We start from the raw sequence: 19,790 nt of genomic DNA on the forward strand, positions 1-19,790 counted from the left end.
ATGTCTAGTTCACTTATACGTTAATCTTGCTGCTATCGATTGCTCAGCATTCTATTTTTTGCTGAAGAATTAATTCGATTAACTGGCTTCGGCTGATGTTACTGGCCAATGCCCGCTCATTCAAGGCGTCATATAAATCTTGTGACACCTTTAACTCTATTCGCTTTAATCCTTTGGCTTTATCCCGCTGGATCTGGTTGCGCTTATTGACCTTAAGTTGCTGGCTACGGGACAAAGGATTGCTACGTGGGCGTCCCCGTCGCTTTTCATTGGCAAAAAGGTCAATGGTCGTTCTATCTGTTGCTTCTTTTGCCATGTTCTTATTGTTTAACCGATGCCTGAACCTTCCCAAGACATCTGGATAATACCTTTTGCAATAAACCCGGCGCAGCCGAGAAATAACACTAACCAAACAATAAATCGACCAAATTTCGGTACGTTACCTTGTTTTAGCACATCGTGGATGGCCATGCCGATAAAGAAAAATATCGCGGCAAAAAACAGGTTCAAGCCGAGGGTCTCAATTTGTTCCATGTACTGAGATAACATACTTTCTTAGTCCTCTAGAGTGTTCTAAGGCTAAAAGAGGCGCGAATATATCACATCAACAAGGTGTCGGCTATATGATTTAGGTCGAGAATCGTTGTCATTTACACCGTGTGTTTGTCAATAAATTCAGACACAATCCGGTTAAAAATAGTAGGTTTTTGCGCATGTAACCAATGGCCACAGCCTGCTAATGTTTTTGCTTGGACTTGTGGAAATTGGTGCACAATCTCGTCTCGGTGCTCCGCGGTGACATAGTTTGAATCGCCACCACGGAGAAAAAGACTCGGACCAGCAAACACTAATTGGGATTTACCAGGTGGATTATGCCAGCCGATGATATTGGGATAACAGCTTTTTAAGCCATTGAGATTCAATTTCCAACGAAACCCAGTGTCAGTTCGTTGGAGGTTTTTCAGTAAAAATTGTGCTGTTGCTTCATCTATTCCGCCAGCTTGTAAATGTGCTAAAGCGAAGCGGCGGTCTGTGTGGCCTTCAAGGGGTAAACTTTCAAGCGCGGCAAACACGGCATCATGCCGAGGTTGATAGGCGACGGGCGCAATATCGGCCGCAACTAAGCTGATGATACTATTTGGGTATGCGAGTGCGGTCGCCATGGCAATTTTTCCGCCCATGGAATGGCCTACGATATGGACACGCTCAAGCTCGAGTTCATCGAGTAAATCCACCATGGCCTTGGCTAAGCTAGGGTAATCCATTTGTTGCCAATGTTCACTTAAGCCGTGATTTGGCACATCAACGCGGATGACTTGATGATTGGCTTCGAGCACTTGGCCTAAGCTTTTAAGATTATCTAAATTACCAAAGAGTCCATGGATAAGGAGGACAGCCTCTCCTTGACCTGAGGATACAAAATTCATGAAATGCCTGCGCAGTGGTGCTTAACGTTGCGCGAATTGTGCCCCTAATACGTTAAGTTTGACAAGTTTCATCATTGTTTTTGGATTATCCCCCCGAACTTGCTGGCTTTTTCAGCGATTAACGCGCTTGTGCTAATTTGATGTGCGATTTCACGCATTTTTAGATTAATGATGCTTTATCAGATTGATAGAGATAGATACACTGGGGCAACGATCGCACAGATCCTTTGCGAGGATCGCCTGTGGTGCACTTTTTCGGTTAAGCCTATCGAATAACAAAGGATAATAAGGTTATGAAATACATCGAAGTGGATGAAGAGCTCTATCGTCATATTGCCAGCAAAACGGAACGTATTGGTGAGAGCGCCTCTGACATTCTCCGTCGATTACTCGGCCTGTCCGTCGATGCGGTTGAACAAACGCAGCCACAGGCCATTAGCCAACCGAGTTTAGAGGCGGCGACGCCTGAGCCGCAGATTGCGCCTCAGGTCGAAACCTTAGTCTCTGCGACCGATTTCAATCAATTGGTGGATGAGCATAAGTTAGCGCAGCAAAAAGGCGCCGTGGGGCGCTTCTTATTCTTGCTCGAGAGTTTATATCAACAGAGCCAAGCGCAATTCTCGCAAATTTTACAGATCCAAGGTCGCGATCGACTCTATTTTGCGCGCTCTCGGGAAGAATTACTCAAGGCGAGTGCTACCGCCAACCCGAAGGAAATCGGTAATACCGGATTTTGGGTGACGACCAACAATAACACCGCCAAAAAACGAGCGATTTTAGTCGAAGCCTTAGTGCAATTTGGTTGCGATGCCGAAATCGCCAACGGCATTGCCGAACGCGTATAACGCCTTTATCGACGCCGCAATGATGCGGCGTTTCCATTTAATTAACCGATTTTCCAGTAGGAGAGGATCAGGTGGCAATACATCAACGGGCAGGACAAACCGCGAGTCAGACGGATCTGGTGAATATTCCAAAGCTGATGAGCCATTATTACAGCATCAAACCTAATGTGGATGCTGCCGAGCAACGTGTGACGTTTGGGACTTCTGGGCACCGTGGAACTGCGTTTCAAGCAAGTTTTAACCAAGACCATATTTGGGCGATTACCCAAGCCGTTGTCGATTATCGCCAATCGGTGAATATCGAAGGGCCACTCTTTTTAGGTATTGATACCCACGCTTTATCTTATGCGGCTTACGTGTCGGCGATTGAAGTGTTAGCGGCCAATAAGGTGACTGTGCATATCCAGCAACATGATGGTTTTACGCCAACGCCAGTGGTGTCACATGCGATTATTTGTGCAAATCGCGAGGCGGCATTGAGTGGTGCCGCGTTAAGCGATGGTTTGATTATTACGCCATCCCACAATCCACCGCAGGATGGTGGGATTAAATACAATCCACCCCATGGTGGCCCTGCTGAAGGTAATATCACTGCGTGGATTGAGTCCCGCGCTAATGATTACCTGCGCGCTGCACTCAAGGGCGTTAATAAGCTCGCTTATGCAGATGCATTGGCTTCGGGTTATGTGCATGCCATTGATTTAATCACGCCCTATGTGACGGATTTAGACAATGTCGTCGATATGCATGCCATTGCTAAGGCTAAACTTAAGCTGGGTGTCGATCCATTAGGCGGCTCCGGTATTCATTATTGGGCACCGATTGCCAAGCACTATGGCATTGATATCACTTTAGTTAACGATAAGGTCGATCCAAGCTTCAGCTTTATGTCATTGGATAAGGACGGCAAGATCCGCATGGATTGCTCTTCTCCCTATGCGATGGCAGGTTTACTGGCCCATAAAGAATCCTTCGATTTATGTGTGGGTAACGATCCTGACTACGATAGACACGGCATCGTGTGTCCGGGCACCGGGCTGATGGACCCCAACCACTATTTAGCAGTAGCGATTGATTATCTGCTAACCCACAGACCAGAGTGGAGCGATAGCTTAGCCATTGGTAAGACATTGGTATCGAGCGCGCTTATCGATAAAATCTGTGCCTTCCATGGCAAAAAATTGCTTGAGGTCCCCGTTGGCTTTAAGTGGTTTGTCGATGGATTAGCCGAGGCAACCATTGCCTTTGGCGGTGAGGAGAGTGCGGGCGCCGCGTTCCTGCGCCGTGATGGCACGACTTGGTGTACTGACAAGGACGGTTTTATTTTAGTGCTGCTTGCGGCCGAAATGCTTGCGGTTACTGGCAAGACGCCGGGGCAACGCCATCAAGAATTAGTGGCACAGTTCGGTCAAAGCTTTTATAAGCGTATCGACAGCCCAATTAGCCTTGAGAACAAAGCAAAATTTGCAAAACTCAATGCGGAGACCTTAAATGCCACTATGCTGGCGGGTGAGAACATTGAGGCCGTATTGACCCATGCACCTGGCAATAATGCTTCAATTGGTGGCATTAAAGTGACCACGGCCAATGGTTGGTTTGCTGCGCGGCCATCGGGCACTGAGGCGTTATTCAAGATTTACGGTGAGAGCTTTATCAGTGAGCAACATCTTGCCGATATCATTAAGGACGCACAAGCCCTGATCGATAAGGCCCTCAGCGCCTGATTTAGCGTTTACGCATTCTTTTTACCGATAAAAAAACGCACTCATCGAAATCCTATGAGTGCGTTTTTATTTGCAGCGATTGTAAGGTCAAATTATTCAGGTTTGAGCTGAATCGCTAAGCCTAGTACTCGATATGGCAACTCGGTAAGTTATTCTTATCGATATAGTTTTGATGATATTCCTCTGCCACATGGAATTGCTGTAACGGCACAATCTCAGTGACGATATGACGCAATCCCCAACGACCTGAACGGGCAAAGGCCAGTTTTGAGGCTTCTGCCGCCGCTTTTTGCTCACGATCATGGAAGAAAATGGTACTGCGGTATTGAGTACCAATATCGCCGCCCTGCATATTGAGCGTGGTCGGGTTGTGGTTTTTCCAAAACACATCCAGTAACTCGTCGTAGCTGACAATCGCAGGGTCAAATTCTACTTGTACGACTTCGGCATGGCCTGTCTTACCTTTTTTGACTTCCTCATAGGTGGTCGCTTCGTTATTGCCACCCATATAGCCGCAGGTCGCGTTGGTTACGCCGTTGACTTGTCTAAAGAAATACTCCACGCCCCAAAAACAGCCGGCACCGAAAGTTGCTAACGCCATGATAAATCCTGATAGAAGTCTAGATGGCTAAGAATTGTGATAAAACTCATCCCTAAAAGCAAGTGTGTCGACAAAATTAATCCTATGTCGACCAAATGCGGCTAAGATGCTGTTGTTTTGCCACGAAATGCGCTTGTTTGACCAGAATGACAGAGTAACGGCCCAAAAACTTGTGTTAGTATGGATGCGCTTTTTAAGGCGGGTAGCGATAAGTGTCATGAAACAGGCAGTTATTGCCATCACTCCCGTCTTTAACACGCTATTATAAGGAGAATTCTGTGTTACAAGCTCTGTTAGATTCGAAGGATTTTCTCGCGCTGACCCTCGCTAATCCTGAAACCCTCGGAGATGAGTTTAGTTTCGCCTTAGGGGAACATACTCGAGTAGAGGTGTGGGACACGGGCGTCATCGTCTTTGAGCCTGCACAAGCCCAAGGTAAGGATGTCATTCTCTCCTGCGGTGTCCACGGCAATGAAACCGCCCCCATCGAACTCTGCAATACCTTAATCAAACAGCTTCTCCAACAAAAAATCATCGCCAAACAACGCACGCTCTTTCTTATTGGTAACCCTTTAGCGATTAATAACGGCACTCGCATTATCGACGAGAACATGAATCGTCTGTTTAGTGGCGAGCATTCAAATCCACCGGGATTAGTGAATCCTGAGCGGGTGCGGGCGAAAAAATTAGAAGCCTATGTTGACCGCTTCTTTAAGGGCGCAGCCTCAGGGCGCCAGCGAATTCACTACGATTTACACACGGCGATGCGGGCGTCAAAACACGAAAAGTTTGCGATTTATCCCTATCGTCCCGGCCGTGCTTACAGCGCCGAGCAAATCATGTTTTTAGCGGCCAGTGGCGTCGATACTGTGTTATTTCACCATGAGCCGACGACTACTTTTAGTTATTTTTCCTCCGAGCAATATGGCGCCGATGCCTTTACCATTGAATTAGGTAAGGTGTATCCCATGGGGCAAAACGATATGACGCGTTTTATTGCCGCCCAAGAGATGTTTATGCGCCTTATCACAGACAAACCCTTAGCGCTTGAGCCATTCTCAGCGGATAAGGTGAATCTGTATCAAGTGTGTCGGGTGATTAACAAACATTTTGATGATTTTGAATTTACCTTCGCGACCGATGTCGAAAACTTCCGAGCTTTCCCTAAAGGCTTTGTATTAGCCCGAGAGGGTGGACAGGAAATTAAAGTCGAACAGGAATTTGAAGCGATTGTCTTCCCCAATGCCAAGGTGCCCATCGGCAATCGCACTGTGATTTGCCTGATCCCTTCAGTTGCGCCAGATGTTCGCTAGTTTTGTAAAGCATTATATACATGCCCACAGGGGATTAGTTGTCGTTTGAACTGTGCCAACGGTTGATAGGTAGTTTACGTTAACGTAATGTTCATCCGGCATATTCGTATAAATTAGGCGCAGTGGTTCTTCTGCTGCGTAACGAGATAACAAGAGCACAATATGAGCAAAGCAACACTCAACACTGATACAGTGCACCGTGTCGGCTTCTTGGATAAGGCATCGCTTCACATTCCTATCCTTCGAATTCTACAAGCAGACGGCACTACCTATGAAACCGCGGTTTTGCCTGTAATAGATGAAGCCTTAGCCACCAAAATTTACGATACTTGCGTATTCACGCGGGTACTCGATGAACGTATGCTTGGCGCACAGCGTCAGGGACGGATCAGCTTCTATATGACCTGCACCGGTGAAGAAGCGGCGATCGTCGGTAGCGTGGCCGCACTTGATCAAGAAGATGTGATCCTCGCACAATACCGTGAACATGCGGCGCTACGTTATCGCGGCTTTACCACTGAACAGTTTATGAACCAAATGTTCAGTAATGAGAAGGACTTAGGTAAAGGTCGCCAAATGCCAATCCACTACGGCTGCGCGGCGTTAAACTACCAAACCATTTCATCGCCATTGGCCACTCAAATTCCGCAAGCGACAGGTGTCGGTTATAGCCTGAAAATGCTGGGCAAACGTAATGTTGCTGTCTGTTATTTCGGTGAAGGCGCTGCATCTGAAGGCGATTTCCATGCCGGATTGAATATGGCGGCGGTGTTAAAATGCCCCGTGATTTTCTTTTGCCGTAACAATGGTTATGCCATTTCTACCCCAACGGAAGAGCAATTTGCCGGTAACGGTATTGCCAGTCGTGGCGTGGGTTACGGCATGCACACCATTCGCGTCGACGGTAACGATATGCTGGCGGTGTTAGCGGCGACACAACAGGCGCGTGCCTATGCGATTGAGCACAATGCCCCCGTGTTGATTGAAGCCATGACTTATCGTCTGGGCGCCCACTCATCTTCTGACGATCCTTCGGGTTATCGCTCAAAAGAAGAAGAGGCGAAATGGCAACAACACGATCCGGTCAAACGCTTTAAGTTGTGGCTTATTAATAAAGGCTGGTTAGCTGAGGCCGATGATACCCAGCGTTACGAAAAGTACCGTGAAGAAGTGTTAGCCGCCGTTAAAGTCGCGGAAAAATTACCTATCCCTATGCTGGATGAGCTTATTGAAGACGTGTACGACAAGCCAACGCCAGCGCTTAAAAAGCAACTGAGCGATCTTAAAGAACACATCAAAAAATATCCGCAATCCTATCCCAAAAGTGCAGGGAGGCTATAAGCCGTGGCAGAAATGAATATGTTACAGGCCGTCAATGAGGCCTTGTCAATCGCCATGCAAGCTGATGAGCGCATGGTGGTGTTTGGTGAAGACGTTGGCCACTTTGGCGGCGTGTTTCGCGCAACCTCAGGTTTACAGGAAAAGTTTGGTCGCGGCCGCTGCTTTAACACGCCACTGACTGAGCAAGGTATTGCGGGTTTTGCCAACGGGTTAGCCTCTAATGGTATGACTGCCGTAGCGGAAATCCAGTTTGCTGATTACATCTTTCCGGCGTTTGACCAGATCGTAAACGAGTCGGCTAAATTCCGTTACCGCAGCGGTAATGAATTCAATGTGGGAAGCCTAGTGTTCCGCACACCCTATGGTGGCGGTATTGCGGGCGGCCATTATCATTCACAATCGCCAGAAGCCTATTTTACCCAAACCCCAGGCTTAAAAGTGGTTGTGCCGCGTAATCCTGCGCAGGCCAAAGGGTTATTGCTTGCCTCGATTCGTGATAAAAACCCGGTGATATTCTTCGAGCCCAAACGTTTATACCGTGCTTCTGTGGGAGAAGTCCCTGCGGGCGATTATGAAATTGAGCTCGGTAAAGCCGAAGTGGTGCGTGAAGGGAAAGACATCACGTTAGTGGCGTGGGGCGCACAGATGGAAATCATCGAAAAAGCGGCCGACATGGCAGCAAAAGAGGGGATTTCCTGCGAAATTATCGACCTGCGTACACTCGCGCCTTGGGATGTAGATACCGTTGCCGATTCTGTGAAGAAGACAGGCCGCTTACTGATCAACCATGAAGCACCATTAACGGGTGGTTTTGCGGGTGAAATTGCGGCCACCATTCAGCAGGAGTGTTTCTTGTATTTAGAATCACCCATCAGCCGTGTATGTGGTCTAGATACCCCATATCCACTGGTCCACGAAAAAGAATATATGCCCGATGCGCTCAAAACTTTTGAAGCCATTAAGGCATCAGTGAACTTCTAGGAGTCCGGTATGATTAAAGATTTTATTTTGCCGGACATTGGTGAAGGCGTTGTCGAGTGCGAACTCGTCGAGTGGTTGGTGCAAGAGGGCGACACGATTGTGGAAGATCAGCCCATCGCCGATGTGATGACCGACAAAGCCTTAGTGCAAATTCCGGCGCCTTTTGCAGGAGTCGTGACTAAGTTGTATTACGCCAAAGGCGATATTGCTAAGGTGCATGCACCGCTGTATGCCGTGCAGGTTGAGTCTGACGAAGCTGTGCCTGCGTCTCAACCTGAAGTTCACACAGCGACTCAAACATCCGTAAGCCAAGCCAGCGTGGCGGGTACCAGCGTTGAAGAGTTCCTGCTGCCCGATATTGGCGAAGGCATTGTTGAGTGTGAACTGGTCGAATGGCTAGTCCAAGAAGGCGATACAGTGGTTGAAGACCAACCCATCGCCGATGTGATGACTGATAAAGCCTTAGTGCAAATCCCCGCCATCAAAGCGGGCAAAATTGTCAAATTGCACTACCGTAAGGGCCAGTTAGCGAAAGTACATGCGCCACTATTTGCGATTGAGGTCGAAGGTAGCGTTAGTGCGCCGGTCAGCCATGCACAGGAAGCAAGCGTCGCCGCTGCGAATACCGCTCCAGCAGCTTGTTCGAGTGCAAGTGTGGTGCAAGAGCCTGCTCGCCAAGGTAAAGCCTTAGCCAGCCCAGCCGTTCGCCGTATGGCACGTGCCTTAGATATCGATTTAAGTCGCGTACCTGGTAGTGGCAAACATGGCCGAGTATATAAGGAAGACATTACTCGCTTCCAAGCGCAGGGCGACGCTGTGTCTGCCGTTGCGCCAGTGGCTGTAGCACCGACTCAATCAGGTGTGACTCAATCAACCGTCTCTAACGTCGTGGCAAGTTCTGCACGGGGTGACATTGTGGAGCCTATCCGTGGCGTGAAAGCCGTGATGGCGAAAATGATGGTCGAATCGGTATCAACCATTCCACACTTCACGTATTGCGAAGAGTTTGATTTGACAGACTTAGTCGCACTGCGTGAAAGCATGAAGGCCAAGTATTCCTCCGACGAAGTTAAGCTGACCATGATGCCATTCTTTATGAAGGCCATGTCATTAGCCTTAACGCAGTTCCCTGTGCTTAACAGCCAAGTGAATGCTGATTGTACGGAAATCACCTACAAGGCGCGTCATAACATTGGTATGGCAGTAGATTCGAAAGTGGGATTGTTAGTGCCCAATGTGAAGGATGTGCAAGATAAGAGTATTCTTGAGGTGGCTGCCGAGATCACCCGCTTAACCACTGCTGCGCGTAGCGGCCGTGTGGCACCAGCGGATCTTAAAGAAGGCACGATTTCGATTTCGAATATTGGCGCCTTAGGTGGCACAGTCGCAACACCAATTATCAATAAGCCAGAGGTGGCGATTGTTGCGCTTGGTAAGTTGCAAACCTTGCCGCGCTTTAATGCGAAAGGTGAAGTCGAAGCGCGCCAGATCATGCAAGTGAGTTGGTCTGGCGATCACCGCGTTATCGATGGCGGCACCATTGCTCGTTTCTGTAACCTTTGGAAACAATACCTTGAGCAACCGCAGGATATGCTATTAGCCATGCGTTAGTCGGCTGTCAGCCAATACTTACAGCCAATCCGGCAAAAAAGGACGCAATTTAGCGTCCTTTTTTATTCGCAGGCCATAAATGGGTTAATCTTTTGATCCCAATTACGTATAATTCGCGAACGTTGTTATCCTGATGGATTTGTTATGAGCCCCAGCCCATTTGCCCCAACAATCGAAACTATTGATTATCCGTTTCCGCCTAAGCCAATTCCTCTGTCCGATGCCGAAAAGGCGGACTACAAGGCACGTATCAAGCAGCTGCTGATTGAAAAGGATGCGGTATTGGTTGCCCATTATTATACCGACCCTGAAATTCAAGCTCTGGCTGAAGAAACTGGTGGGTGTGTTTCTGACTCACTTGAAATGGCGCGCTTTGGCCGCGATCATACAGCGAAGACGTTAATCGTCGCTGGGGTGAAGTTTATGGGTGAAACAGCCAAAATCTTAAGCCCAGAAAAAACCATTCTGATGCCGACTCTTGAAGCGACCTGTTCATTGGACTTAGGTTGCCCCATCGATAAATTTAGCGCCTTCTGTGATGCACACCCAGATCATACCGTGGTTGTTTACGCCAACACGTCTGCGGCGGTAAAAGCCCGTGCTGATTGGGTGGTGACCTCGAGTATTGCCCTTGAAATTGTTGAGCACTTAGACAGCGAAGGCAAAAAAATCATTTGGGGCCCAGACCGCCACTTAGGCAGCTATATTGCTAAACAAACGGGCGCCGAGATGCTGATGTGGCAGGGCGACTGTATCGTTCACGATGAGTTTAAAGCGAATGCCCTGCGTGATCTGAAAAGCGTTTATCCCGACGCAGCAATTTTGGTACACCCAGAATCACCCGCGAGTGTGGTGGCGATGGCGGATGCTGTCGGCTCCACCAGTCAGTTGATCAAAGCTGCGCAAACCATGCCTAACGAGCGTTTTATTGTCGCGACCGATCGCGGTATTTTTTACAAAATGCAACAAGCGGCGCCGGGTAAAACATTGATAGAAGCGCCTACTGGTGGTAACGGTGCCACCTGTAAGAGCTGCGCCCACTGTCCTTGGATGGCAATGAATGGCTTAAAAGCCATTGAAGCGTCATTAAGTGATAGCGACAAAACCACCCATGAGATCTTTGTCGATGAAGACTTGCGAGTGAAAGCGTTAATCCCGCTGACCCGTATGCTCGATTTCGCTAAAACGCTCAATATGAAAGTGAAGGGGAATGCCTAAGCGTTATTTAGTCGCACATCGAGTTCAACATTAATATCCCCGCATTGCGGGGATATTTTTTAATTGCAGTTGCCATACGGTAAATAACAAAAAGCCCTGCATTTGCAGGGCTTTAGCTAAATCGCTAATCGAGATTATTTAGCGTTCATTAACGCAACCGCGTTATCTAACATACGGTTACTGAAGCCCCATTCGTTATCGTACCAAGCCATTACTTTGACTAAACGGCCATTAACACGGGTTTGCGTCGCATCGAAGTTAGATGAAAACGCATTGTGGTTAAAGTCGATAGATACCAATGGCTCTTTGTTGACGGCCAACACTTCGCTCAGTGGTGCTACGCTTGCTGCACGCTCGATGATGGCGTTAACTTCTTCAACGGTTGTGTCACGTGATGCAATGAAAGATAAATCCACTAAAGACACGTTAACAGTCGGTACACGTACCGCTAAACCATCGAATTTACCTTGTAATTCAGGCACAACTAAACCTACTGCCGCGGCAGCGCCAGTTTTAGTAGGGATCATCGACAGTGCCGCTGCGCGAGCACGGCGTAAATCTGTGTGGTATACGTCAGATAAACGTTGATCGTTGGTATACGCGTGGATGGTGGTCATCAGACCTGATTCGATACCAATTTCGTCATTTAACGGCTTAGCGAAAGGCGCTAAGCAGTTAGTGGTACATGACGCGTTAGAGATAACGGTCATATCCGCGGTCAACACATTGTTGTTAACGCCATAAACGACTGTTGCATCAACGTTTTTGCCTGGTGCAGAGATAATGACTTTCTTTGCGCCTGCCGCTAAATGTGGCTGTACAGATTCTTTAGAAGTGAAGATACCAGTACATTCGAACACAACGTCAACTTGTAAGTCGCCCCAAGGTAATTTGCCTGGATCGCGCTCTTGGAAAGTGAGGATCTTGTCACCGTTAACATAAATTGCTTCAGCATCATGCTCAACTTTGGCATTGAAACGACCATGTACAGAATCGTATTTTGTCAGGTGAGCGTTGATTGAAGCGTCGCCTAAATCGTTGATGGCAACAATTTTGATTGGGTAAGCTTTTTCGCTTTCGTACAGGGCGCGTAATACGTTTCTACCGATACGGCCGTAACCATTTATTGCAACACGGATAGTCATCTCATATCCCTCTGGTGATTATAAAATTCAACTGGTAGTAAAATTACCAAACTGACAGCTATCGTCAAGTTAATTCGGCTATTTTGCCGGGATTTGGTTAACAAATTAGGTGTTTTTTTTACATTGCTCGCGAAAACACCTTTTTTAGCACTGCATTTGGATAAAAAATTACAAGATGGCAAACATTTTGCCGACGTTACTCAAGGCCCAAGCCTTAAGGCGAGTTTGGCTTCTCTGGTTCGACGGGAGTTGCCGCTGGCGGTGTTACCTCTGTCTGAGGTGGAGCAAGCCAGAGCGCAACCGGACTAGTCGAATAGAGGCCATCTTCTAACGCATTGATCAAGTTCTGGGCGTATTGATCTAATTTGGCCGCCAGCGTCTTGTCACCACCGATTAAGGCTAGCATCTTATCTTCAGAATACTTCTGCTGCGTAAGTAGTAAATTGGCTTTTGTCAGCATGTAAGTTTTTTCTAGCGCTTGGGTTTGGCGATAGGCTGCAGCAAGCCCAAGCAACCAATTTGGATCAAAGTCAGCGTATTGGATCTCTGCAAACACAGTAAGGTAGAGTTGTTGCGCTTTGATGGCATTACGGTTGCTGTAGTAGGTGGCTATTTGCGCTAAAAGAAATGGCTCAGTGACTTCGCCAGCATTTTCTTGCGCCAAGAGTCGGTTTAACGCATCCGTGTCACCAAAACGTGTCCATTGATAATAAGACATAAACGGGTCTTGGCGCTCGCGGGTTTCATCCTGCAACTGACTCAAATTTTGTGTACTTAGTCGAAAGGCTCTGGCTCTATCAGCTGTGCGGCTTGTATGGATAATATGCTGAACACCCGAGGCCAATTCAATACATCGACTATAGTCCTCGAGGTAAGTTAACTGTTGATAGAGTTGCTTGCCTGTTGGATTTTTATTGTCCTTTAGGTCGTATCGACTTTGGATCAACTTTGTTTTTTCGGCTAAACACCAGCCATCCTTATGCAAATCGGCACAAATTTCAGGATTATTTTTACAAATCGTTTCGATATTTCGGCCATTATCACAACCGAAAAGGCTTATCGCGAGGGTAAATGATGTAATTATTACTAGATTTTGTCTCAAAATACGCTCCAAAATGCAATTTTCTCTAATAAAATTACAGATTTACAGAAAATATCTTACTAGCAAGCTGGGTCAGTTTTCATTACAATGGCGCCGACCAAAACAGAGGGTTTTCCCTAAAACCTACATAAGATTATTGGTCTTTTCGTCATGTTACTCAAACCTTTCAATATATTTTATTGAAAAGTGAGATAAAGGATCTGTAAATGAGCGCTGATAAACACCTACAAAGTTGGCAAGAACGTTTTGAAATGGCAGAGGCAATGCAACCTTTGCTGGGCAAGTTATACCGTAACCAAGGCGTCGAAGTTGTGGTTTATGGTAAGCCATTACTCAATGCTTCTACTATTGAGATTATTAAAGCGCACCGTTTAGTTCGTCGTCATGTCGGCGAGAAATTACGTTTACGCGAGAGTTTCCCGTTTGTTCAAGCCTTAAGCAGACTCGCTGTTAAACAATGTAAAGTGGATATTGGTAAGCTTGCTGTCAGATACTGGGCTGAACATACCGATACCAACGAAATTGAAAGCTATATGGCACGCGAATTAGCGGCTGCGATTGATCATGCTGATGATATCGCTCCGCGTGATGTGGTGTTGTATGGTTTTGGTCGTATTGGCCGCTTATTAGCGCGCTTACTGATCGAACGTACTGGTCGCAGCAACAAGTTAAGACTGCGTGCAATCGTATTACGTGGTGGTAAGAAGGGCGATTTAGAAAAACGCGCAAGCTTACTGCGTCGTGACTCTGTTCATGGTCCATTTAACGGTTCTGTTGAAGTGGATGAAGAGAACAACGCCATCATCGCTAACGGTACTTATATCCAAGTTATTTACGCAAACTCACCAGATGAAGTGGATTACACCAAATACGGTATTACAGATGCCTTAGTGGTAGACAATACGGGTATTTGGAAAGACGAAGCAGGCCTTGGCTTACACTTGAAGAGCCCTGGTGCAAGCAAAGTGTTACTGACAGCACCTGCAAAAGGCGCCATCAAGAACATCGTTTACGGTGTGAACGAAGGCGACATTACGCCAGAAGACATTATTGTATCAGCTGCGAGCTGTACCACTAACGCCATTACACCAGTACTGAAAGCGGTAAATGATAAGTACGGTATCGAGAATGGTCACGTTGAGACGATTCACTCATATACAAACGATCAAAACCTGATCGACAACTACCACAGTGCTGACCGTCGTGGTCGCAGTGCACCATTAAACATGGTGATCACTGAAACGGGCGCAGCGAAAGCCGTCGCTAAAGCTCTGCCAGTATTAGCGGGTAAACTGACAGGCAACGCGATTCGCGTGCCAACGCCAAACGTGTCTATGGCAATCATCAGCATGAACTTAAATGCTGAGACTAACAAAGACGAATTGAACGAATACCTAAAAGACACGGCGCTGCAATCACCCTTGCAGAACCAAATCGACTACACAGACTCAACTGAAATCGTATCAAGCGATTTAGTAGGTTCTCGCTACGCGGGTGTGGTTGATTCTCAAGCGACCATCGCCGAAGGTAAACGCGCCATTCTGTACGTATGGTATGACAACGAATTTGGTTACAGCTGCCAAGTAGTCGGTGTGATGCAAACGATGTTAGGCTTAACAACGCTGTCTCTGCCTGCTTAATTGCGACAGACAGAAGTACAACAGAGAAAGCGCCTGAGAGGGCGCTTTTTTTATACTTCAATTATGTTGAATAACAATTTATCTGGACATTGTTATTGAGCAAATCCGTGAATTGTTGATTCTATCGGCAAGTTTATATCGCTATGGCTGAATATTGGGCAAACAGTGTGGTTAAGCGCAATATTTCAAATTTGTTGATTGACTCTGAAGGTTAAATCGGTAGAATGCCAATCCGCAGTCAGGGGAAAGCGTAGTAACGTTACTCTATGACATCGATGCGACATTAGCTCAGTTGGTAGAGCGATACCTTGCCAAGGTATAGGTCATCGGTTCGAACCCGATATGTCGCTCCAACTCTTTACGAGTTTGGAAATTTGGCGCGATGGCAGAATGGCTATGCTGCGGATTGCAAATCCGTCGATCTCGGTTCGACTCCGGGTCGCGCCTCCATAGATTAAAGTATTAATGATACGATTACTGTCGTTAATATAAAGAGTTTGCCCGAGTGGTGGAATCGGTAGACACAAGGGATTTAAAATCCCTCGCTGGTAACAGCGTGCCAGTTCAAGTCTGGCCTCGGGTACCATAACATAAAAAAGGCCTAACATTTGTTAGGCCTTTTTTATTGGCAATAATTTCAAGTTTATAACTTTAAAGCCACTCTTGAAGCGATAGTGATCTGCCTCTAAAAAATCATATTTTTCAAAAAATTCAGCTTTCACATAAATGATCTCTCATTTAGTTGTTATTTATTTTAATCAATCCATAATAGCCAAACTATTTCCTTAAGAAGCGGTAATAGGCGCTATTCCCTCTCTTAAGACAGTGGTATAAATAAGCCGAATTTTCCCCCTACACGTGAACATTTAGGATAAGTAGTCATGATTTTCTCTCAGGTAGTACTCGCACCCGCAGATCCCATCCTTGGTTTAACCGATACATTTAAGGCCGATCCGCGCCAAGATAAAGTCAACCTTGGTGTTGGCATTTATAAGGATGAAGCAGGGCAGACTCCGGTATTACAATCAGTCAAGAAAGCTGAAGCACTATTGCTTGAGCAAGAGAAAACTAAAAACTATTTAGGGATAGAAGGGGTTCAAACCTACAATCGCGTAGTACAAGAGCTGCTATTTGGTGAAGGTAGTGATCTCGTGACTTCTGGCCGAGCAGCAACGGCCCAAGCGCCTGGTGGTACAGGTGCACTGCGTATTGCTGCCGAGTTCTTATTGCGTAATACCCCATCGCGCACTGTGTGGGTAAGTAATCCAACTTGGGCAAACCATCAAAATATTTTTGAAACTGCGGGTTTGACGGTTAAAGAATACGGTTACTACAACGCCAGTGCCCACGATATTGATTTTGATGGCATGATGACAGATCTCGCCAATGCACAGGCGGGCGACATTATTCTACTGCACGGTTGCTGTCATAACCCAACGGGTATCGATTTAACGTTAACCCAATGGGAATTAGTCGCTAATCTTTGTGCGGACAAGCAATTAGTTCCATTATTCGACTTTGCATACCAAGGTTTTGGTGCTGGTATTGAAGAAGATGCTGCTGGTTTACGCTTAGTTGCGTCAAAAGTACCAGAACTATTAGTGGCAAACTCATTTTCTAAAAACTTTGGTTTGTATAATGAACGTATCGGCGCGGTGACTGTGGTTGCACAAAATGCCGATGAAGCGGTGCGTGCATTTAGCCAAGTGAAACGTACTATTCGTGCAAATTACTCAAATCCACCAGCCCATGGCGCGTTAATTGTGAGTACGATTCTGAGTGATGCATCATTGAAAGCCCTTTGGGTACAAGAGCTGACCGAAATGCGTGAACGTATTGCCGAGATGCGTACGCTATTTGTACAAAGCTTAAAAGATGAAGGTGTGACCCAGGACTTTAGCTTTATTTCCCGTCAAAACGGTATGTTTAGCTTCTCTGGCTTAAACAAAGCGCAGGTTGCCCGTTTGAAAGACGAGTTCGGCATTTATATCGTCGGCTCGGGTCGCATTAGTGTGGCGGGTATGACCAAAACTAATATGCCTGTGATCTGTAAGGCGATTGCTCAAATCCTCTAACTTAAAAGAGGCTCACGAAAAAGGACAGCTTAGGCTGTCCTTTTGCAGTCGATAAACTTAAGTATTATGGTTTGTCAGCATAGAGAACAATTATGAAGCCAATGTTTCTAAAGGTAATTCTGACTTTATCCGCAGTATGGCGTTAAGCGCATCACGCAGACTAGCCTGATCATGCAATTGCGGATTATGACGATTTTTTAAGGGAAAATAATTAACTAGGGTGCCTAAACGCACTTGTTCCGAATGTCGTAGCACTTTAGTGATCACGGGTTTACCAATTACTTGATGGCACCAGGCTATGCGCTGCTCAATACTAAACTGGCCTGCTGGCGAAGTTTCTTCATTCAGATTATCGATAAAGACTACGGGCGCGGTTGTCATTGCTAATGCTTTAGCAAAGCAGGGTAATAAGAGAGGTGGCATCACACTCGTAAGAAAACTGCCAGGTCCCAAGATAATCAGATCCGCGCGGCAAATGGCTTCACAGGCTTCGGCTGTCGCATCAACTTGTGGCTCAAGGCATAGTGCAATGGGAGCTTCATTCATCTTGTCGACATTCACTTCACCAAACACTTTTGAGCCGGACGCTCGTAATGCCACCAAATGGGTTGGTTGCTCCGACATCGGAATGATATTGGTCTCAATTTTAAGCATATGCCGAATAAGATTGACGGCTTCGAGGGGCCTAACGCACAACTTATCTAAGGCGAGCAACATCAAATTACCTAGATTATGACCACTGAGTTCAGTTTCGCCTTGAAAGCGATACTCAAATAATTGTGAGCCGACAGAAGGACGATGAGCAAGTTGGGACAAACAATTGCGCAAATCACCCCAAGCAATGCAGTCCTGCTCGGCTCTTAATCGACCTGTAGAACCACCATTATCCGTCGTAGCAACAATACCTGTGAGACGATTGCCTAGAAAATCGAGTGATGAAAGTACACGTCCAAGACCGTGGCCGCCACCGATAGCCACTACATGATTGAATTGGTTTAAGATTTGCTGCATGAGGCTTCCTTCCTGAATACCCGTAAAATCCTATCCTGTTATCAACTCGGATAAACTCAGTTTGTTACTGCCGAGGCTAACGGAACCTTAGTATAAAAGCTCAGTCAAAAGCATGCACTAAAAATTCTCACGCATTCTAATACTTAAGCGCCGGATCGCATTTTAGATATGTGTGAATGCAGGATTGGGAAGAATTGTTGTTTTTGCATCCAAATTTCGTGAATTTCAAGATATGACATATAATCTGGCGCTTATTTTGCCACTAGTAACTCAACATCGAAGGTGACTTATTGAAAACTGGTAGAATTGGTTCGTTTACACTCGCGTTAGCCCTAGTGATCTCGGCGATTTTTTCGTTGAGATTGTGGCTCATTCCTACAACGAATGAGCCTGAATCTATTGTTAACCAATTGGAAAACGCCGTTGAGCCTGTTACGCAAGTTCCTGACTTTTCTGCTATCAGTGATGTAGCAGAAAAAAAACGTGCCTTTTTTAACTTTTTGAGACCGATTGTTCAACAACAAAACGCCATTATTGCCACTGAACGTGAATTTATCATTGATATGTTGGCAGTAATAGATAATGGCAATACGTTGTCCGAATCACAGTTAGCGCAGCTCAATCAATTATTTGATAAATATCAATATGCTGCCCGCAGTGTCGATACTAAATCCCTTAACAGCCTACTCAAACGGGTTGATATTATTCCAGAATCTATGGTGCTGATCCAAGCGGCTAATGAATCTGGGTGGGGCAGTTCTCGTTTTGCTCGTGAAGGTTTTAATTTCTTTGGTGAATGGTGTTTTAGTAATGGCTGCGGCATTGTGCCTTCTTCGCGAGGCTCAGGTAAAATACACGAAGTAGAAATATTTCCATCGGTAGACGCTTCAGTTTCCTCCTATATGCGTAATTTAAACTCGAACACAGCATATGCCTTGTTTCGCTCAATTCGAGCCGATTTACGTGCTCAGGAGGCTGAATTGAGTGCCGACCAACTTATCTATGGATTAGTGAATTATTCTGAAAGGCAAGAAGCTTATATCGATGAATTACTCGATATGTTACGTCATAATGAAAAATATTTGGTGAAGGCGGATGTATAAAAAATGGTTGTTAGTGGGAGTTTGCTTGTTTGCATCAAATGTGCAGGCAGAAACAATTTCCCTTGAATATAAAGGGTTTTATGACAGATTAAAGCAGGTCAATAAGGGCAGTTATCAGTTAGTCGAAGTGGCCTTTAGTGTACCAATGCTGCCTAACTGCCATATTCAGAGTGGTACCATTTCGAGTGAATTAAATTCAACGCCACTCACTTATACATCTGCGCAACGTTTGTTTATTCCCTTTGATGATGCACTGAAAGACCAGCGGGCATTAGTAAATCTAGAGTTTGAGGGTAAGGCTGAAGGCTGTGGAATTGCGATGCAAGTGCGCTCGAAGCAAACACAAGTTCAATATGATCAAGAACGCTTACAGCAAATTGCTAGTGAAATGGATGACTTACTAGGGGCTATGCAGGGCTTCCCGATGCGTTACTTTAAGGATCCTATTGCAGGATTAAATTTTGAATTTGCTCAAGAGCAAACTGTTACTGTGACGCTTGATGGGCGTGAACAACAGGTGAATACCAGCTTTAAGCTGAGCGTCGAGCAGATCAACAATCTGACATCATTGCAATTTAGCCAAGTGCCGACCGTATTGAGTCCTTGGGTTAAGTAACAATAGATAAGCTATAATAAAGCCCACGTAAGTGGGC

18 protein-coding genes and 3 tRNA genes are annotated in these 19,790 nt (G+C 46.1%); 14 read left to right on the top strand and 7 right to left on the bottom strand.

Translation table 11 applies throughout. From position 1 onward, the window contains the following. Nucleotides 1-43 precede the first annotated feature (43 nt). The 3 genes from ybfE to M0413_RS07485 all read right to left on the bottom strand — a co-directional run bounded on the left by ybfE (nucleotide 44) and on the right by M0413_RS07485 (nucleotide 1,427). Nucleotides 44-316: a LexA regulated protein gene (gene ybfE, locus M0413_RS07475; protein ID WP_011072323.1), complete on the bottom strand. Its 273-nt coding sequence runs from the start codon at nucleotides 314-316 to the stop codon at nucleotides 44-46. A gap of 11 nt (nucleotides 317-327) precedes the next feature. After that, nucleotides 328-549, bottom strand: a complete 222-nt coding sequence (locus M0413_RS07480; RefSeq protein WP_011072324.1) for a DUF2788 domain-containing protein — start codon at nucleotides 547-549, stop codon at nucleotides 328-330. A gap of 101 nt (nucleotides 550-650) precedes the next feature. Further along, nucleotides 651-1,427, bottom strand: a complete 777-nt coding sequence (locus M0413_RS07485) for an alpha/beta fold hydrolase (protein ID WP_203433619.1) — start codon at nucleotides 1,425-1,427, stop codon at nucleotides 651-653. 293 nt (nucleotides 1,428-1,720) lie between these two features. On the opposite strand from M0413_RS07485, the gene seqA reads away from it, so the two are divergent. Together seqA and pgm are read left to right on the top strand one after the other, a co-directional pair. Continuing rightward, nucleotides 1,721-2,272, top strand: coding sequence for a replication initiation negative regulator SeqA (gene seqA / locus M0413_RS07490; protein WP_249553664.1), 552 nt, complete (start codon nucleotides 1,721-1,723; stop codon nucleotides 2,270-2,272). A 71-nt stretch (nucleotides 2,273-2,343) separates the two neighbouring features. Continuing rightward, complete coding sequence (gene pgm, locus M0413_RS07495; protein ID WP_249553666.1) at nucleotides 2,344-3,996, top strand: phosphoglucomutase (alpha-D-glucose-1,6-bisphosphate-dependent); 1,653 nt, start codon at nucleotides 2,344-2,346, stop codon at nucleotides 3,994-3,996. 121 nt (nucleotides 3,997-4,117) lie between these two features. On the opposite strand, the gene msrA is transcribed toward pgm, so the two are convergent. Next, nucleotides 4,118-4,597, bottom strand: a complete 480-nt coding sequence (gene msrA / locus M0413_RS07500; protein ID WP_037418505.1) for a peptide-methionine (S)-S-oxide reductase MsrA — start codon at nucleotides 4,595-4,597, stop codon at nucleotides 4,118-4,120. A 278-nt stretch (nucleotides 4,598-4,875) separates the two neighbouring features. Between msrA and astE the strand changes: the two genes are divergently transcribed. From astE to nadA, 5 genes are all read left to right on the top strand, one after another. After that, entirely contained in the window at nucleotides 4,876-5,910 is a 1,035-nt protein-coding gene (gene astE, locus M0413_RS07505; RefSeq protein ID WP_172587893.1) for a succinylglutamate desuccinylase, read from the top strand. A gap of 162 nt (nucleotides 5,911-6,072) precedes the next feature. Beyond that, nucleotides 6,073-7,251, top strand: coding sequence for a thiamine pyrophosphate-dependent dehydrogenase E1 component subunit alpha (locus M0413_RS07510; protein WP_249553668.1), 1,179 nt, complete (start codon nucleotides 6,073-6,075; stop codon nucleotides 7,249-7,251). Nucleotides 7,252-7,254: 3 nt separating this feature from the next. After that, on the top strand, nucleotides 7,255-8,232 hold the full coding sequence (locus M0413_RS07515; protein WP_240291982.1) for an alpha-ketoacid dehydrogenase subunit beta: 978 nt from the start codon (nucleotides 7,255-7,257) through the stop codon (nucleotides 8,230-8,232). 9 nt (nucleotides 8,233-8,241) lie between these two features. Then, nucleotides 8,242-9,843: a dihydrolipoyllysine-residue acetyltransferase gene (locus tag M0413_RS07520; protein ID WP_240291981.1), complete on the top strand. Its 1,602-nt coding sequence runs from the start codon at nucleotides 8,242-8,244 to the stop codon at nucleotides 9,841-9,843. 144 nt (nucleotides 9,844-9,987) lie between these two features. Then, the gene (gene nadA, locus M0413_RS07525) at nucleotides 9,988-11,061 is read left to right on the top strand and encodes a quinolinate synthase NadA (RefSeq protein ID WP_240291980.1); all 1,074 of its coding nucleotides are present in this window, start codon (nucleotides 9,988-9,990) and stop codon (nucleotides 11,059-11,061) included. Nucleotides 11,062-11,195: 134 nt separating this feature from the next. Here the strand turns inward: nadA and gap are convergent, their stop codons facing one another. Together gap and M0413_RS07535 are read right to left on the bottom strand one after the other, a co-directional pair. Next, entirely contained in the window at nucleotides 11,196-12,206 is a 1,011-nt protein-coding gene (gap, locus tag M0413_RS07530; protein ID WP_249553670.1) for a type I glyceraldehyde-3-phosphate dehydrogenase, read from the bottom strand. A gap of 214 nt (nucleotides 12,207-12,420) precedes the next feature. Continuing rightward, on the bottom strand, nucleotides 12,421-13,308 hold the full coding sequence (locus M0413_RS07535; protein WP_249553672.1) for a DUF2989 domain-containing protein: 888 nt from the start codon (nucleotides 13,306-13,308) through the stop codon (nucleotides 12,421-12,423). A 206-nt stretch (nucleotides 13,309-13,514) separates the two neighbouring features. On the opposite strand from M0413_RS07535, the gene M0413_RS07540 reads away from it, so the two are divergent. The 5 genes from M0413_RS07540 to M0413_RS07560 all read left to right on the top strand — a co-directional run bounded on the left by M0413_RS07540 (nucleotide 13,515) and on the right by M0413_RS07560 (nucleotide 17,023). Further along, nucleotides 13,515-14,948 carry a glyceraldehyde-3-phosphate dehydrogenase gene (locus tag M0413_RS07540; RefSeq protein ID WP_249553674.1) on the top strand — a complete coding sequence of 478 codons (1,434 nt, stop codon included), beginning with the start codon at nucleotides 13,515-13,517 and terminating at the stop codon, nucleotides 14,946-14,948. A 277-nt stretch (nucleotides 14,949-15,225) separates the two neighbouring features. Next, a tRNA-Gly gene (locus tag M0413_RS07545) sits at nucleotides 15,226-15,301 on the top strand. Nucleotides 15,302-15,324: 23 nt separating this feature from the next. Further along, a tRNA-Cys gene (locus M0413_RS07550) sits at nucleotides 15,325-15,398 on the top strand. 49 nt (nucleotides 15,399-15,447) lie between these two features. Beyond that, nucleotides 15,448-15,534 (top strand) — tRNA-Leu (locus M0413_RS07555). Between the two features lie 295 nt (nucleotides 15,535-15,829). Then, nucleotides 15,830-17,023 carry an amino acid aminotransferase gene (locus M0413_RS07560; RefSeq protein ID WP_037418524.1) on the top strand — a complete coding sequence of 398 codons (1,194 nt, stop codon included), beginning with the start codon at nucleotides 15,830-15,832 and terminating at the stop codon, nucleotides 17,021-17,023. Between the two features lie 90 nt (nucleotides 17,024-17,113). Here M0413_RS07560 and M0413_RS07565 read toward each other — a convergent pair whose 3' ends face one another. Next, nucleotides 17,114-18,034 (bottom strand): YvcK family protein, encoded by a 921-nt coding sequence (locus M0413_RS07565; RefSeq protein ID WP_037418527.1) that lies wholly within the window; start codon nucleotides 18,032-18,034, stop codon nucleotides 17,114-17,116. A gap of 290 nt (nucleotides 18,035-18,324) precedes the next feature. Between M0413_RS07565 and M0413_RS07570 the strand changes: the two genes are divergently transcribed. Further along, nucleotides 18,325-19,137: a glucosaminidase domain-containing protein gene (locus M0413_RS07570; RefSeq protein WP_037418530.1), complete on the top strand. Its 813-nt coding sequence runs from the start codon at nucleotides 18,325-18,327 to the stop codon at nucleotides 19,135-19,137. Then, nucleotides 19,130-19,753 (top strand): DUF2987 domain-containing protein, encoded by a 624-nt coding sequence (locus M0413_RS07575; RefSeq protein WP_249553676.1) that lies wholly within the window; start codon nucleotides 19,130-19,132, stop codon nucleotides 19,751-19,753. Before M0413_RS07570 ends, M0413_RS07575 begins: the two co-directional genes overlap by 8 nt. The last annotated feature ends 37 nt before the right edge of the window (nucleotides 19,754-19,790 follow it).

Origin of the sequence: Shewanella sp. 8A (genome assembly GCF_023475945.1) — a bacterium.
In the GTDB taxonomy this organism is placed as follows: Bacteria; Pseudomonadota; Gammaproteobacteria; order Enterobacterales; family Shewanellaceae; genus Shewanella; species Shewanella xiamenensis.

What these genes read in the sequence shown, in the direction of transcription:
- ybfE (WP_011072323.1), bottom strand. Translation starts at nt 316, where the DNA reads ATGGCAAAAGAAGCAACAGATAGAACGACCATTGACCTTTTTGCCAAT.
- M0413_RS07480 (WP_011072324.1), bottom strand. Translation starts at nt 549, where the DNA reads ATGTTATCTCAGTACATGGAACAAATTGAGACCCTCGGCTTGAACCTG.
- M0413_RS07485 (WP_203433619.1), bottom strand. Translation starts at nt 1,427, where the DNA reads ATGAATTTTGTATCCTCAGGTCAAGGAGAGGCTGTCCTCCTTATCCAT.
- seqA (WP_249553664.1), top strand. Translation starts at nt 1,721, where the DNA reads ATGAAATACATCGAAGTGGATGAAGAGCTCTATCGTCATATTGCCAGC.
- msrA (WP_037418505.1), bottom strand. Translation starts at nt 4,597, where the DNA reads ATGGCGTTAGCAACTTTCGGTGCCGGCTGTTTTTGGGGCGTGGAGTAT.
- M0413_RS07510 (WP_249553668.1), top strand. Translation starts at nt 6,073, where the DNA reads ATGAGCAAAGCAACACTCAACACTGATACAGTGCACCGTGTCGGCTTC.
- M0413_RS07520 (WP_240291981.1), top strand. Translation starts at nt 8,242, where the DNA reads ATGATTAAAGATTTTATTTTGCCGGACATTGGTGAAGGCGTTGTCGAG.
- nadA (WP_240291980.1), top strand. Translation starts at nt 9,988, where the DNA reads ATGAGCCCCAGCCCATTTGCCCCAACAATCGAAACTATTGATTATCCG.
- gap (WP_249553670.1), bottom strand. Translation starts at nt 12,206, where the DNA reads ATGACTATCCGTGTTGCAATAAATGGTTACGGCCGTATCGGTAGAAAC.
- M0413_RS07540 (WP_249553674.1), top strand. Translation starts at nt 13,515, where the DNA reads ATGAGCGCTGATAAACACCTACAAAGTTGGCAAGAACGTTTTGAAATG.
- M0413_RS07560 (WP_037418524.1), top strand. Translation starts at nt 15,830, where the DNA reads ATGATTTTCTCTCAGGTAGTACTCGCACCCGCAGATCCCATCCTTGGT.
- M0413_RS07565 (WP_037418527.1), bottom strand. Translation starts at nt 18,034, where the DNA reads ATGCAGCAAATCTTAAACCAATTCAATCATGTAGTGGCTATCGGTGGC.
- M0413_RS07575 (WP_249553676.1), top strand. Translation starts at nt 19,130, where the DNA reads ATGTATAAAAAATGGTTGTTAGTGGGAGTTTGCTTGTTTGCATCAAAT.